At 63.4% G+C, this 13,731-nt stretch carries 8 protein-coding genes; 3 read left to right on the forward strand and 5 right to left on the reverse strand.

Annotation, left to right across the window (positions count from 1 at the left end; genetic code table 11):
- Positions 1–72 precede the first annotated feature (72 nt).
- From IL54_RS21480 to IL54_RS21500, 5 genes are all read right to left on the reverse strand, one after another.
- Positions 73–1,656 (reverse strand): SMP-30/gluconolactonase/LRE family protein, encoded by a 1,584-nt coding sequence (locus tag IL54_RS21480; protein ID WP_037480315.1) that lies wholly within the window; start codon positions 1,654–1,656, stop codon positions 73–75.
- A 1-nt stretch (position 1,657) separates the two neighbouring features.
- On the reverse strand, positions 1,658–3,073 hold the full coding sequence (locus tag IL54_RS21485; protein ID WP_037480317.1) for an aldehyde dehydrogenase family protein: 1,416 nt from the start codon (positions 3,071–3,073) through the stop codon (positions 1,658–1,660).
- Between the two features lie 156 nt (positions 3,074–3,229).
- Entirely contained in the window at positions 3,230–5,014 is a 1,785-nt protein-coding gene (locus IL54_RS21490) for a thiamine pyrophosphate-binding protein (protein WP_037480319.1), read from the reverse strand.
- The gene (locus IL54_RS21495) at positions 5,011–6,387 is read right to left on the reverse strand and encodes an aromatic ring-hydroxylating oxygenase subunit alpha (protein ID WP_037480321.1); all 1,377 of its coding nucleotides are present in this window, start codon (positions 6,385–6,387) and stop codon (positions 5,011–5,013) included. The genes IL54_RS21490 and IL54_RS21495 overlap by 4 nt, the downstream gene beginning before the upstream one ends.
- A gap of 100 nt (positions 6,388–6,487) precedes the next feature.
- Complete coding sequence (locus IL54_RS21500) at positions 6,488–8,317, reverse strand: flavin-containing monooxygenase (protein ID WP_037480322.1); 1,830 nt, start codon at positions 8,315–8,317, stop codon at positions 6,488–6,490.
- 169 nt (positions 8,318–8,486) lie between these two features.
- On the opposite strand from IL54_RS21500, the gene IL54_RS21505 reads away from it, so the two are divergent.
- The 3 genes from IL54_RS21505 (at position 8,487) to cas9 (ending at position 13,722) form a co-directional block, all read left to right on the forward strand.
- The gene (locus tag IL54_RS21505) at positions 8,487–9,332 is read left to right on the forward strand and encodes an SDR family NAD(P)-dependent oxidoreductase (RefSeq protein ID WP_156106334.1); all 846 of its coding nucleotides are present in this window, start codon (positions 8,487–8,489) and stop codon (positions 9,330–9,332) included.
- Between the two features lie 11 nt (positions 9,333–9,343).
- Positions 9,344–10,210 (forward strand): alpha/beta fold hydrolase, encoded by an 867-nt coding sequence (locus IL54_RS21510; RefSeq protein ID WP_076605634.1) that lies wholly within the window; start codon positions 9,344–9,346, stop codon positions 10,208–10,210.
- Between the two features lie 218 nt (positions 10,211–10,428).
- Positions 10,429–13,722, forward strand: coding sequence for a type II CRISPR RNA-guided endonuclease Cas9 (gene cas9 / locus IL54_RS21515; RefSeq protein WP_037480330.1), 3,294 nt, complete (start codon positions 10,429–10,431; stop codon positions 13,720–13,722).
- Positions 13,723–13,731: the final 9 nt, after the last annotated feature.

Consider the following 13,731-nt stretch of genomic DNA (forward strand, 5'->3'; position numbering starts at 1 on the left):
ATCCGTTCGTTTCGAGCGTAGTCGAGAAACGGAGCGCGCCTGTGTCTCGACTACGCTCGACACGAACGGGGTTTATTGGGCGGGGCGGAGGGCCAGGACGCTGCCTTCGGCGTCGCCCGACAGGTAGAGCGTGCCGTTCGGTCCTGCGGTCAGGCCGCAGAAATTGATCATCGGTCCAGCCATGTCGCCGATCGGGCCGAGATAATGCGGCGTGATGCCGATCGGTGCGCCGACTGGGAGGTTGGTGGCCAATATGTTCCGATCGCCGCCGGACAGGTCGCAGCCGACCAGCGATTTGGTGCCGGTATCCACCACGAACAGGCGGTTGCCGATGATGGCGATGCCTTCGGGTTTTTCCAGCCCGTCGAGGACCGTTTCGATACGTCCGCTGATCAGTTTGATCACTTTGCCCGTTTGCGAGGCGTAGAGGATGCCGTTGGCGTCGATAGCGACGCCCATCGGCTTGTGGAGGCCTTCGGCCAGCGTCTCGGCCGACCCATTGCTGGCCGAAAGCAGGCGTCCGCTGCCCTGTTCGGCGAAGACGACTGCGCCGTCCGGGGCGAGCGCGACGCCCATGAGGCGGTCATGGCCGTGGGAGAGGAAGTCGCTGGCCCCCTCGCCCGGCCGATAGCGTGCGACGCTGCCGGTGCCGGTGGTGATGATCCATTCGCCCGATTGCGATCCCGCTGCAACGCCGCGCATATAGCCGGGGCAGCCGGGGTAGAAGATCATGCCCGCTAGTTGCGGCGCACCGCCGGGGCGGAGCGTGTAGCCGAACGTGCCGTCCGCGACGAACAGCGCGCCATCCGCACCCATGGCGAGGCCGAGCGGCCATTGCAGCGCGCGCGGGACGACCGAGCGGACCTTGCCGTCGCCGAGCAATTCGGTGATTTCGCCGGGGATGCTGGAGACGAAGATGCGATCGCCGATGAAGCTGACATTGTCGAGGCCGGGGCCAAGATCGGCGAGGATTTCGCGCGTGCCGCTGATCGGGTCGATGCGCAGCACCTGGCCGCTGGCGACCTGGGTGGTGACGATGCGGCCCTTGCTGTCGAACTTGACCGAGTCCGGCACGCCAAGGTCGCCTGCGACGACGTCATGCGCGCCGGTTTCCATGTCTACGCGCCAGATTTCATTGGCGCCCATGACGGGGACATAGAGTTTGCCGTCCGGGCCGACCTGAAAGGCGTTGGCCATGGGGATATTGTCGAGGATGAGGCGGGGCGCGCCGCCGTCGCGGTCCAGTTCCATGATGCGCGCGCCCATGCGGCACTCGCCTGCGATCAGGCGGCCCTGATGCCAGGTGATCGGGTTGGCGACGGGCATGTCGCCATAGATGACGCGCGCTTCCCCGCCGGGCGTGAGCATCGACACGCGGCCTTCGGTGATTTCGGTGAGGTAGAGATTGCCAGCATCATCGAACACCAGATCGTCGGGCGCGACGATCGCGCCGCCCATCGGGCTGATGGTCGAGATGGTGCCTGTATCGACGTCGATCGCGCTGACCTGGCTGCCGCCGACCTGGGCGACATAGAGGCGGCCGTCCGGGCCGGTGGCAAGGCCGTTCGCGCCGTAGAGGCGGCTGGGGGGTGTGAGGCGTTCGAGGCTCCACCCTTCCGCCGCGGTCATGCCGCTGGGCGCGATGCGGCTATCCATATCAGGCGTAGCCGAGCATGGATTTGACTTCGAGATATTCGTGGAAGCCATACTCGCCCCATTCGCGCCCATTGCCGCTGCGCTTGTAGCCGCCGAACGGGGCGTGGAAATCGAAGCCGCCATTCATGCTGACCCAGCCGGTGCGCAGGCGACGGGCCACGGCGTGGACCTGGGCGGTGTCCAAACCGTTGACGTATCCCGCGAGGCCGAAGGGGCTGTCATTGGCGATGGCGACGGCATGGTCGATGTCGTCATAGGGGATGATGACCAGCACGGGGCCGAAAATCTCTTCGCGGGCGATGAGCATGTCGTTGGTGCCGAGGAAGACGGTGGGGCGAACGAACCAGCCCTTCTCGATGCCTTCGGGGCGGCCGGGGCCGCCTGCGACAAGGGTGGCGCCTTCTTCGGCGCCTTTGGCGATATAGTCCTGAATGATATTATATTGCGCCTTCGACACGACCGGCCCCATGGCGACGTCGCCTGCCGGGTCGCCAACGGTGACGGCTTGTGCGGCCGACTTGGCGGCTACAAGCGCTTCGTCTAGGCGGGATGCGGGGACAAGCAGGCGCGATCCGGCGCTGCAGGTCTGGCCGCTATTGCCCATCATGCCCGCGGTTGCGCCGGTGACATTGTCCGCCAGCGCTGCGTCGTCCAGCACGATGAAGGCGCTCTTGCCGCCCAGTTCCAGGCCGACGCGCTTGACCGTGGTGGCGGCGTCCTTCTGGATCTGCACGCCGACGGGTTCGGAGCCGGTGAAGCTGATCATATCGACATCTTCGTGGGTCGAGAGCGCGGTGCCGATGACGCTGCCCTGCCCCTGGATCATGTTGAACACGCCCGCAGGCACGCCCGCCGCGTCGATGATTTCGGCGAGGATCTGCGCGGAGAAGGGCGCGAGCTGCGGCGGTTTGAGGATCATGGTGCAGCCGGTGGCGAGCGCGGGGAAGACCTTGACGCAAGTCTGGTTCATCGGCCAGTTCCATGGCGTGATGAGGGCGCAGACGCCGATGGGTTCGCGGCGGATCAGGGTGGGCCCGCGCAATTCCTCGAACGCGAAATTCTCCAGCAATTCGATCGCGGTCTGGAGATGACCTGCGCCGAGGCCGACATGGAAGCCGTTGGCAAGGACGGATGGTGCGCCCATCTCCTCGCGGATCGCCTCACCCAGGTCGGCCATGCGGCGTTGATATTCGGACTGGATGGCCTTGAGCAGATCGAGCCGCTGTTCGCGCGTGGTTTCCGACCAGGCGGGGAAAGCGCGGCGCGCGGCGGCGACGGCTTTGTCCACGTCCGCAGCGGAGCCAAGCGCGATATGGCCTGCGACAGCTTCGGTTGCGGGGTTGATGACTTCGGCCGTCTTGGGCGCGACCGGGTCTACCCACTGGCCGTCAATGTAGAAGTGCAGATGGTGGCGCATGATTGTTGTCCTCTCCTTCGTTAAATCCTCCCCCATTGGGGGAGGGGGACCACTCCGAAGGAGTGGTGGAGGGGTGTCGCCCTATCGATGGCGTGACACCCCTCCGTCTGGCCTGCGGCCAGCCACCTCCCCTCACAGGGGAGGAATTTCTCCGGCTTACTGCGTGCCTTCCGCGTACCAGGTGCGGAATTCGGCATATTTGGGCATTTCTTCCGAATTGGCCTTGGGGTCGATGACGACATGAACAACGCCGACCTTGCCGCTGGCATAGGCGCGTTCGATCGCGGGTTTGATGTCCTCGGCGCGGGTCACATATTCGCCGTGGCAGCCAAAGCCTTCGCCGATCTTGTCGAAACGGACGTCCTTGCTCCAATGGGTGCCGGTTTCTTCGGTGCCCTGACCGAAGGTGCGCTTGTAGACGCCCACTTCCAGACCCCAGGCATTGTCGACGCCGACGACGCAGACCAGCGGCAGCTTGCAGCGCGCCGCGACTTCCAGTTCGCCGATATGGAAGAGGAAGCTGCTGTCCGAGGTCAGCAGCATGGCCGGGCGCGAAATGCCGGTTGCCGCCTGGTCCGCCAGCATTGCGCCGGTGGCGTAGGGGATGCCCGTGCCGATATGCCCGAAATTCTGGTTCCAGATCACGTCATGCGGTTTGCACTGCGAATAGGTCCATTGGAAGATGACGCCCGCGCCGCCATCGCGGATCATGATGCCGTCCTTGGGGAAGGCCTGTGTCGCTTCGACCGCGAGGCGCGCGGGATGGATGGCCACGTCGCCAGTGCCGTCGCTCTTGGTCAGCGATTCCGCCGCCAGTTCGTCCAGTTCCGCCTGACCGTCGCGCATGAAGGCTTCCAGCATCGGCGCCGGTGCGCGCGGCGTGTCCTTGAGCGCGGCGACAAGCTGCGGCACGACGCCGCGCAGATCGCCGACCAAGGGCACGTCGATCGGGCGGTTGACGCCGATGGCCGAGGCATCCTGTTCGACATAGATCCATTTGCGGATCGCTTCATTCTTCTGCCAGTAGCGCCATTTGCCGAAATGAACCGGTTCGCCGAGTTCAGTGCCGAGCGCCAGCACGAGGTCGGACTCGGTGACGGCCTCGATCGACGCCTTGGAGAAGACATATTGGAAGGTGCGGTCTTCGAGACCCTTGATATAGCTGGTGCCGCCCGATGTCTGGATGACGGGGCAGTTCATCAGATCGGCCAGTTGCTTGACCGCTGCGCCGGTGCGTGACGTGTGGACGCCATGGCCGACGAGAAGGATCGGGTTCTTGGCTTCGCGGATCAATTTGGCGGCTTCGTGGACCCGGTCGATGTCCGCGCCTTGATTGACCAGGCGATAGCGCTCCGGCACCAGTGGTGCTGGCAGGTCCAGCTCTTCCAGAATGATGTGGCTGGGATATTCGATATAGACCGGGCCAGGGGTGCCGCCCATCGCCTTGCGGATGCCTTCGCGGATCACTTCGTCGGTCTGGTCGGCATATTCGATGGATGCCGCATATTTCACCGAATTTTCGAACAGCGGCATTTGCTTGACGAACTGGATGCGGCCACGGCGAACGCGCTGTTCGGTGACGCGGGCGCGCTGACCCGACAGGAAGATGACGGGCGAATGTTCGACCAGCGCGCATTGGATGGCGGGCGCCATATTGGCGATGCCCGGCCCCAGCGTGCCGATGGCGACGGCGGGCTTGCCGGTGATGCGCGAGGCGGCTTCGGCCATGAAGCCTGCGGCGGCTTCATGATGGGGCGCAACCACGGTCCAGCCGCGCCGTTCGGCCTCCAAGAACATATGGACGAAGTTCGGGTCGGGAATGCCGAACAGGGTGTTGATGCCTTCGGCCTCGAACAGATCGAGGACGCGCTTATAGACTGGCGTGCCTGGCGTGTCCGATGCGGTTGCAGCGGTGGCAGGTTTGGGATCGTCGTAGCTCATTTCAATAGCCTCGGTGCGCCCGTACCCATGTACGCGGCGAGGTTGCGGTGGAAATTGGTGATCTTGCGTTCCTGGTGCGGATTGGGCAGCGGCCCGCGGAAACCGCGCGACTTCATCCCTTTCTGCACCCATTTCATGTTCGAGAAGTCCTGCGCGAGGACGGCGCCCCACCCTTCCGCCGTCGGTTCGGCATGTTCCCATTCAGTCGCCGGTTCCTGGCCTTCGGGGAACCGTTCGATCGCGTAGGATTCGAAGATGCACATGTTCGGATCGTCGCCGAAGGGCCGCGCGCGATAGCAGAGCGCGAAGGTGATCCCCTGCAACACCGACATGTTGGGAAAGACGTGCCAGGCGAGGCCGGCCTCGGCCATGACCTCTGGCGGAATGTCGGGCCAGAAGACGCCGCGTGCAGCGTCATCCGCCCGCGCCGATTTCAGCCAATGGGCGATGACGTCGGCGGCCGCCGTGCCTTCGGGCAATTCATCGACCAGACGACTAGCCGCATCGACCAGCGTTTGCGTGGACGCGGCATAGTTGAGCGTCTCGTAATTTTCCCGGATCAGCTCGTAGGTCGAGCGGCGCGGGTCGTCGCCCTTGCCTGCGCGGGTGACGCTGCTGCTCTGGCTCATGGCGAAGGCAGGATCGCGCTGGTCGAACCCGCTGACGCCGTGCAGGCCATAGGCCGCGCTATAGGCATAATAGTCGCCATAGGCGAGCAGCTGGCTATGCGTGCCCGCGACATGATAGGGTTCCATGAAGGCTTCGAGCGCAGTCTTCCAATTGGATGGATAAACCACCCATTTGCGCCATTTGTAGCGCATCTTGTCCATCTCGAAATAGGACAGGATGCGCCCGGCATCGCCCAGGAACTCGGTCACGGGTTCAGCATCCAGATCCATGTGAATCCAGATCCAGCCGCCCCACAGATCGACCTTCACTTCGGAAAGATGCGTACAGTCGGGCGTCAGGGCGCCCTGCCAGTCCTGCGGATCGAGGATATAGCTGTTATTGCCGTCAATATCGAAGGTCCAGCCGTGGAAGCCGCAGATGAAATTGCGACGCTTGTTGCCGTTGGCCGAGTGCGCGCCTTCGGGCACATCCACTAACTGCCGCCCGCGATGCGGACAGACATTGTGATAGGCCTTGAGCCGATCGGGCGCGACGCGGATGACGATGATGCTGTCGTCGCAAATATCGTAGGTCAGCCAGTCGCCGACGTCCGGCAATTCCTCGACCCGCGCGGCGACCTGCCACACTTTGGGCCAAAGCTTTTCCTTTTCGGCCAGCGCATAGTCGCGCGACAGGAAGGCCTCGACCGGATAGGTCAGCGGCTTGGTCAGATCATCGACGGTGATGGTGGTCGGGCTGTTCATGCCATGCTCCCGCAGCCTGTTCCCTGACGTTCGATTATCGCGAACAGCCGGGCCAGCCCAAGCGAAAGCGGGCAGCGCGGCGACATCATCCCCCCGGCGATCATGACCGCAATTCCATGCCCGCTAGGTCACCGCGCGCGCGCCAGTCCTGCAACAATGTCTGGAATGCGCCCCAGCCGGGGCCGTAGCTGCGGAACAGCGCCCAGGGTGCTTTTACCTGGCCTTCGTTGGTGAAATAGCTTGGCGTACATTCGATCTGGAAGGCGGAGGTGTCATATTCCACGTCGTGGAAATGCTGGACATAGGCGTCCTGTGCGTCCGCCGTAGTTTCGACCGAGGCCGCGCCCTTTGCCATTGTCGCCTGGATGATATGGGCGATATGTTCCGCCTGCCGCCCGAATTGTTCGGTGACGCTGGCGTTGAGGCCGCCCTGAATATAGCCGATGAAGAACTGGTTGGGGAAACCATGGGTCATGGTGCCGTGCAGCGTCTTTGGCCCGTTCGCCCAATGATCGTAGATGGACAGGCCATTGCGCCCCTCCACCACATCGATGCCCCAGCGGCGCTTGAGGTCGCTGGTGACTTCAAAGCCGCTGGCGAAGATCATGCAGTCAACGGCATAGTCGACGCCGTTCGAGACGAAGCCGGTCTCCGTCATCCGCTCCAACCCCTTGGCGTCGGACACGTCGACCAGTTTGACGTTGGGCTGGTTGAAGGCGGCGTAGAAGTCGTTGCTGGAGAGCGGGCGCTTGCACAGGAAGCGATACCAGGGCTTGAGCGAGGCGGCCGTCGCTTCGTCCTTGACCATTTCATCGACGCGGGCGCGCAGCCGCTCCATGACGCGATAATCCACCACTTCGCGGCGGGCCATGAATTCTTCGGGCGACAGTTCCGGCCAGCCTTCGGCTTCCAGTTCGGCGTGGAGGTTGCGCGCGATTTCGGTCCAGATGTCGCAGATCAGATCCTGCTCACCGGGCAGGAAAAATTCCATCGCGGCGCGGTGGAAATTGGCCTGGCGCTCGGCCTGCCAGCCCGGTTGCAGCGATTCCGCCCAGTCGGGATCGGTCGGCGGATTGGGCCGTTCGTCCACGGTCGATGGCGTGCGCTGAATGACGTAGAGCTGCTTGGCGTAGCGGGCGAGATGCGGGACGGCCTGGATCGCGGTGGCCCCGGTGCCCAGGATCGCGACACGCTTGTCGGCAAGCTTGTCCAGCACGGGATTTTCGTAGCTGCCGCCGGTGTAGCCATAGTCCCAGCGGGCGGTGTGGAAGATCTTGCCCTGATAGCGGTCTATCCCCTCGATCCCCGGCAGCTTGGGCATGTTGAGGACGCCGCAGCCCATGATAACGAAGCGGGCGCGGAAATGATCGCCGCGGCTGGTTTCGACATGCCAGCGCTGGAGTGTATCGTCCCATCTGAGCGCGGTGACGAGGGTGTGGAACTGGGCGCGATCGTGGAAGCCGAAGCGCTGGGCGATCTGTTTGATATAGGCTTGAATCTCCGCGCCGTCGGCGAATTTCTTGGACGGCATGAAGCCGGTTTCTTCGAGCAGCGGTAGATAGCAATAAGCGTCATTGTCGCACTGGATGCCGGGATAGCGGTTCCAGTACCAGACGCCGCCAAAGTCGCCGGCATGGTCGATATTGCGGAAATCGGTGACGCCTTGCTTGGTTAGATGATAGCCCGCCAACACCCCGGCAAAGCCTCCGCCCAGCACCAGCACGTCGAGATCCTCGACCAGCGGGTCGCGCGGGGTGACGGCCATGTGCGGATCGACATCATAGCTGTGGGTCGTGTCGTCGGTGGTCGGCTGATACTGCGCCTGCCCGTCACCACGCAGGCGCTTGTCGCGCTCCTCGCGATATTTTGCGCGCAGCGTCGGGATATCGAATGTATCGGGCGCTGGCGTCCGGGTGGGAGTGCAGCTCATATCCGCTCCATGACAGCTTGTTGTTTCCGGCAACTAATCAACAACACTGTTCATTTGCAATGCGGTCTGCGCGGTTAGCGCGGGAGCGATGTTTCGCTTTGCCCTCTGTTTAGGGCTTGGCCGCGCGGGCTAGGTTGAGCGCGTAAAAAGTGGGATGAGGATGTCGGACATGGCGCAGCAATTGATGGATTTCACCGGCCGGACGATCATCGTCACGGGCGCGGCGGGCGGCGGCATCGGCACCGCGACGACGAAGATGCTGGCGCAGGCGGGCGCGACCGTGATTGCCGCTGGGCGCACCCAGGCCAAGTTCGACGCGCATATCGCGCCGCTGATTGCGCAGGGGCTGGCGATCGTGCCGGTGATCGCCGATGTGGGAACGGACGAGGGCGTGGCGAAGGTGATGGAGGCGGCGGTGGCGGCCCCCGGCACGCTTCATGGCCTGGCCAATGTCGCGGGGGGCGCGGCTCCGCAGACCTGGATGCGGGCGGAGCGGGTGACGCGGGCGGACTGGCGGGCGCTGTTCGAGCAGAATCTGGAGACGATGTTCTTCATGAGCCAGGTGGTGGCGCGGGAATTGCGGGCACGGGGCAATCCGGGTGCGATCGTGGGAGTTTCCTCGATCAGCGGGATGAACAGCGCGCCCTATCACATCGCCTATGGCACGGCGAAAGCGGCGATCGTCGCGGCGACCCGCACGCTGGCGACCGAATTGGCGCTGGACAATATCCGCGTCAATGCGATCGCGCCGGGTATGACGATCACACCGGGGTCGGGCGCTTACATCGATGAGGATGTGGCGCGGGACCAGGCGGCGATCGCCATGGGACGGCGTGCCCAGCCGGAGGAACAGGCGGGGGCCATCGCCTTCTTATTGTCCGACCTGTCGAGATATATCACTGGGCAGACGATATTGGTGGATGGCGGGCTGAACCTCAAATGGACGCATCTGGGCGCGGACAATACGTCGCTATTCCTGAAGAATGAGGATTTCCGTGCAGCGATAAAGGCGTAACAATGGCTGGCATGAGCGCGATTGAAAGACAGACATTGCGGGGGGCGGACGTAGACCTGGCCGCCGACGTCACCGGGCCGGTGGATGGCCAGCCCATCCTGTTCCTGCATGGCAGCGGGCAGACGCGGCAAAGCTGGGGCAAGGCGCTGGTCGAGGCGGCGCGCCATGGGTTTCGCGCGCTATCCATGGATTTGCGCGGCCATGGCGACAGCGGATGGTCGCCCGATGGACGCTATGATCTGACCGTCTTTGCCGATGATTTGCGCGCGGTGCTGGCGCAATTGGACCGACCCCCGGTGGTGGTGGGCGCGTCGCTGGGTGGGATCGTCGGCATGATCGTGGCCGCCGCCGATCCTGCCGCGATCCGCGCGCTGGTGCTGGTGGACATCACCGCAACGGTGGACATGGAGGGGGCGAACGAGGTGATCGCCTTCATGAACGCCGGGTCGGACGGCTTTGCCTCGATCGAGGAGGCAGCAGCGGCGGTATCGGCCTATCTGCCGCATCGTGACAAGCCGCAGAGCAGCCGGGGGCTGGCGAAGAATTTGCGACAGCGGGGCGCACGCTGGTACTGGCATTGGGACCCGGCTTTCATGACGATGGGCGTGGATGCCAAGCAGGAGGCGGAAGGACCGACCGTGCTGGAGACGGCGGCGCGGGGGCTAACCATTCCCACCTTGCTGATCCGGGGCGGCCGCAGCCGGATCGTGACCGAAGAGGGGGCGCGCGCCTTTCTGGAGATGGTGCCGCATGCCGACTATGTGCATATCGACGGCGCGCATCATATGGTGGCGGGCGACGCCAATGATGCGTTCAACGATGCGGTGTTCCGATTTGCCGATCGGCAGGTGGAAGGATCATCGCAGGCTGACGGGTGACGCACAAAAAAAAGGCGACGCCGGAGCGTCGCCCTTATCTGGTGCGTACTGACACTTGTTAACTGCCAGACCGCGATCTCTGAGGTTTTGAGATCGCACAGGCGCCGACCGTCGTCAATAGTGACAATGATCGACAGACCCATTTCGGCGCAGAATTTGCCTTGACCTTAGCCAAGTAACTTGGCCCATTGGATTTTCTCTTCTGGGGGTGGATTGTCATGACAGGCAAAAAGCATATATATTGGCGCTTGGGCGCTGACCTGGGGGCCAATTCGCTGGGTTGGGCGGCGATCGAACTCGATGCGCGCGGATTGCCTAGAGCTATCCTCGCGGCCGGTTCGCGTATTTTCAGTGATGGGCGCGATCCCAAGTCCGGGGCGTCGTTGGCCGTGGATCGGCGCGATGCGCGGGCGATGCGGCGGCGGCGGGATCGCTTTCAGCAGCGGCAGCGGGCGTTGCTCAAATATCTCGTCGCTGACGGGTTGTTCCCTGAGGATGAAGGTGAACGCAAGGCGCTGGCCGCGCTCGACCCCTATGCGCTCCGCGCACGGGCGCTGGATGAGGCGCTGTCGCTGCATGAATTGGGCCGGGCGCTCTTTCATCTCAACCAGCGGCGCGGTTTCAAATCCAACCGGAAGGCCGATAGGAAAGCGGATGACGACGCAGGCAAGATCGCGATCGGCGTTGATCGTGCGCGTGAGGCCATGGCCGAGAATGGCGCGCGTACCTATGGCGAATGGTTGCACCGACGCCGTGCCAGCGCGACGGACGCCAATGCCATTCCCCCGGTCCGGACACGACTGCGCCCTGAAAGCGGCGAAGACGCCAAGGGCGATGGGTATGATTTTTACCCTGGCCGCGACCTGCTGGAGGAGGAATTTGCGGCCATTTGGGAGGCGCAAGCGGCGCATCATCCCGACGTGCTGACTGACGACGTGTATGAGCGCCTGTTCGAGATCGTCTTTTACCAGCGCCCCTTGAAAGCACCGCAGATCGGCATGTGTACGCTGATCGCGGGTGACCGGCGGCTGCCCAAGGCGCATCCCTTGTTCCAGCGCCGCCGCTTGCTGGAAGAACTTAATGCGCTGATGATCGTGCGGCCGGGCGAAGTCGCGCAGCGTCTGACGCGCGAGGAACGCGATACGCTGTTCCTCAAGCTCAAGGATCGCAACAAGGTCAGTTTCGAAAGCCTGCGAAAGACGCTCAAGCTAGACCCCGACGCGCGTTTTAACAAGGAGAGCGAAAACCGCACCGAGTTGAAGGGCGATGAAGTCGCGGCGGCGATGGGGAGCAAGACGCGCTTCGGCAATCGCTGGGTGCATTTGTCGATCGAAGAGCAATGGGCAGTGATCGAGCGGCTGGGCGATGTCGAAAGCGACGCGGAGGATGCGGCTTTTCGCGCCTGGCTGGCCGAGCGTTACGAGTTAACGCCGGAACAGACGCGAGCCGTCACCAATGCGCCGTTGCCGCAGGGCTATGGTCGGTTCGGCGAGACCGCGACACGCAAGCTGATCGACGCGCTGCGCGACGGCGAGAAGGATGGTCGAGTGCTGGTATATAGCGAAGCGGTCACGGCGGCGGGCCTGGGCCATCATAGCGACCGGCGCACGGGCGAGGTCTTCGAGGACGAAGAGGGGCGACCGCAATTGCCCTATTATGGCGTGGCGCTGGAGCGGCACATCATGCCGGGGACGGGAGATCCGTCCGATTCGGATGAAATGCGCGTTGGTCGGCTGACCAATCCCACCGTCCATATCGGGCTCAATCAGTTGCGGCGGATCGTCAACCGGCTGATCCGCGCCTATGGCCCGCCCGCCGAAATCGCGATCGAGCTGGCGCGCGAACTGAAGCTGACGGATGAGGACAAGAAGCGGATCAATAAGGAGAATAACAGCAATCGGCTGGATGCGGAACGGCGGTCGGAAAAGCTGTTGGCGATCGGCAAGCCCGATACCGGTGCGAACCGGGCCTTGCTGAAATTATGGGAGGAACTGAATCCGGCCAATGTACTGGACCGGCGGTGCATCTATAGTGGCGTGCAGATTTCCATCGACATGCTGTTTTCCGCTGCGGTCGAGGTCGATCATATCCTGCCATTCACCGCGACGCTGGACGACAGCAATGGCAACAAGATCGTCTGCACCCGCGAGGCCAATCGGGAGAAGCGCAAACGGTCCCCCTATGAAGCGTGGGGGCATAGCGCCCGCTGGGAAGAGATTGCCGCGCGCGCCGCGCAATTGCCGCGCAACAAGCGCTGGCGGTTCGAGCCGGATGCGATGGAAAAGTTCAAGGATGACGGCGGGTTTCAGGCTCGGCATCTGATCGACACCCAATATCTCGCCCGGCTGTCGCGCGAATATCTGGCGACGCTCTATCCCGACAAGGGCGAAGGGAGCGGCCATATCTGGGTTTCGCCCGGCCGCCTGACCGAGATGGTGCGGCGCAAGCTGGGCCTCAACGACCTGTTGCCCGATCATAATTTCGGCGGCGGCGCGGATCAGGCCAAGAACCGGCTGGATCATCGCCATCATGCGATCGACGCGGTGGTGGTGGCGATCGTGGACCGGGGAATGCTGAACAGGATTGCGCGGGCTTCGGGTCAGGAAGGCGCGGAAGGACGCGAACGGATCATCATTCCCGAACCGTGGGAAGGATTCCGCGATGATCTGCGCACGGCCGTCAATGCCATTACCGTCAGCCACCGTACCGATCATGGCACGGCGTCGAAAGCGGGCCTGCCCAAGGGCAAGGACGCGACCGCCGGGCGGCTGCATAATGACACCGCCTATGGCTTTACCGGGGAAAGCGACGCCAAGGGCAACAGCATCGTGGTGCGCCGGGTGCCGTTGTCGAGCTTCAAGAAGCTGGCCGACATCGACCGTGTGCGCGACCCTGAGTTGAAGGCTGCGCTCTACCAGCATCTCGACGGGCTGGAGGGCAAGGCGTTCGAGAAGGCGATTGGTGAGTTTGGCAGTCGCGAATGGCATCCCTATGGTGGCGTCCGTCGCGTGCGCGTGACCGAACCGCTGAGCGTCATTCCCATTCGTGACCGAAATGGACACATCTACAAGGGCTATAAGGGCGATTCCAACTACAGATATGATGTGTGGGAATTGCCGGGAGGCAAGTGGGTGAATGAAGTCGTTTCCATGTTCGATGCGCATCAGCCGGGCTGGCAATCCGCCATCCGCGCCGCCAACCCCACCGCGCGCAAGGTTTTGAGTTTGCATCGCGACGATGTGCTGGCGATCGAGCGAAATGGTGCGGAGCGGGAACTGGTGCGTGTCGTGAAATTTTCCGAGAAGCAATTTGCGGTCGCGCCACCCAATGAAGGCGGAGCGTTGAAGGCGCGCGATGCCGATAAAGGTGATCCGTTCAAATATAGCTACCCCTCGCCCAACACGCTCAAGGCATTGCGCGCGCGCCAGGTTCGGATCGACGAGTTGGGCCGGGTGCTGGACCCCGGCTTTCCCGCGCGTACGAAGCAGCGCAAGACACGCAAGCCGAACTGAGCGGGCGCG

Origin of the sequence: Sphingobium sp. ba1 (genome assembly GCF_000743655.1) — a bacterium.
GTDB lineage: Bacteria > Pseudomonadota > Alphaproteobacteria > Sphingomonadales > Sphingomonadaceae > Sphingobium.

What these genes read in the sequence shown, in the direction of transcription:
- IL54_RS21480 (WP_037480315.1), bottom strand. Translation starts at nt 1,656, where the DNA reads ATGGATAGCCGCATCGCGCCCAGCGGCATGACCGCGGCGGAAGGGTGG.
- IL54_RS21485 (WP_037480317.1), bottom strand. Translation starts at nt 3,073, where the DNA reads ATGCGCCACCATCTGCACTTCTACATTGACGGCCAGTGGGTAGACCCG.
- IL54_RS21490 (WP_037480319.1), bottom strand. Translation starts at nt 5,014, where the DNA reads ATGAGCTACGACGATCCCAAACCTGCCACCGCTGCAACCGCATCGGAC.
- IL54_RS21495 (WP_037480321.1), bottom strand. Translation starts at nt 6,387, where the DNA reads ATGAACAGCCCGACCACCATCACCGTCGATGATCTGACCAAGCCGCTG.
- IL54_RS21500 (WP_037480322.1), bottom strand. Translation starts at nt 8,317, where the DNA reads ATGAGCTGCACTCCCACCCGGACGCCAGCGCCCGATACATTCGATATC.
- IL54_RS21505 (WP_156106334.1), top strand. Translation starts at nt 8,487, where the DNA reads ATGGCGCAGCAATTGATGGATTTCACCGGCCGGACGATCATCGTCACG.
- IL54_RS21510 (WP_076605634.1), top strand. Translation starts at nt 9,344, where the DNA reads ATGAGCGCGATTGAAAGACAGACATTGCGGGGGGCGGACGTAGACCTG.
- cas9 (WP_037480330.1), top strand. Translation starts at nt 10,429, where the DNA reads ATGACAGGCAAAAAGCATATATATTGGCGCTTGGGCGCTGACCTGGGG.